1 protein-coding gene and 2 pseudogenes are annotated in these 1,117 nt (G+C 54.8%); all 3 read left to right on the top strand.

The window, feature by feature from the left end; all coding sequences use genetic code 11:
- Nucleotides 1-113, top strand: a pseudogene (locus QNM96_RS22880) (integrase core domain-containing protein); the annotation flags it as partial.
- 97 nt (nucleotides 114-210) lie between these two features.
- Nucleotides 211-990 carry a TatD family hydrolase gene (locus QNM96_RS22885; RefSeq protein ID WP_345782570.1) on the top strand — a complete coding sequence of 260 codons (780 nt, stop codon included), beginning with the start codon at nucleotides 211-213 and terminating at the stop codon, nucleotides 988-990.
- A gap of 3 nt (nucleotides 991-993) precedes the next feature.
- Nucleotides 994-1,117, top strand: a pseudogene (locus QNM96_RS23025) (sugar phosphate isomerase/epimerase); the annotation flags it as partial.

Below are 1,117 nucleotides of genomic sequence, written 5' to 3' on the forward strand. Positions count from 1 at the left end.
AAAGTCGGGCGAGCGCACGCAAATGAATTGAATAATTCGTGCATTGCTATAACCCTCAAAGACCGCATCAATCGCTCGACGGACGAACGCCAGCTGACGAGGTACTAAACTAGACAGTACCTCCAGGTCAATAATTCCAGGGGGAGCGCATGTTTAATATGGCTCCATTACCATTGTGTGTACATGTCGATTCCGATAATTGACCCGCACATGCACATGGTTTCGCGGTCGATCAACGATTACGAACGCGCCCGACTGGCTGGCATCGAGTGTTGTATCGAACCGGCGTTCTGGAGCGGAACGGACAAACAACACGCCGAATCCTTTTTCGATTACTTCGAGCGAATCATCGGCTTCGAAACCAACCGCGCCGAACGCGCCGCCGGTATCGACCACTACGCCACCATTGGCCTCGAGCCAAAGGAAGCGAACTACCCGGAAATGGCCCAACGAGTCTTGGACGAACTTCCGGAGTATCTCGAGCGGGAGAACGTCGTCGGACTCGGCGAAATCGGGTTCGATCAGGCTACCGACGAGGAGGAATACGCCTTCAGAGAGCAACTCCGGATGGCCGAAGAACGCGAACTCCCGGTTATCGTTCATACGCCGCACACGAACAAGCCAGAAGGAACTGAACGACTCGTGGAGATCATCCGAGACGAGGGAGTCACTCAGGAACGGATCGTCATCGATCACAACACCGAGAACACGATCGAGATTTCGAGTCAGACCGATTGTTGGATCGGTTTTACCCTCTACCCCGGGAAGATAACCGACGAAACTGCGATCGATATCCTCGAGGAATACGGCACCGACAAGATGTTGCTCAACAGCTCGGTCGACTGGGACCCGTCCGATCCCCTCGCCGTGCCGAAAGCTCGAGACAAAATGCTCGATCGCGGCTGGGATCGTGAGGCGGTCAAGAAGGTCGTCTTCGACAACCCCTACGAGTTTTTCGACCAGTCGCCGAACTTCACCCACGAGGCCTAATCCATGGACTTTGGCTTCTCACTAAACGCCTTCCGGCAGTACGAGTTGGACGAATCGATCGAAATCCTCGCCGATATCGGCTACGACGGGATCGAAATACTGCTCGACGAACCCCACCTGTTCCCGG

It is taken from the genome of Halostagnicola sp. A-GB9-2, assembly GCF_030068615.1.
Taxonomy (GTDB): domain Archaea; phylum Halobacteriota; class Halobacteria; order Halobacteriales; family Natrialbaceae; genus Halostagnicola.

Excerpts from the sequence above, each read along its gene's own strand:
- QNM96_RS22885 (WP_345782570.1), top strand. The coding sequence starts at position 211 with ATGCACATGGTTTCGCGGTCGATCAACGATTACGAACGCGCCCGACTG.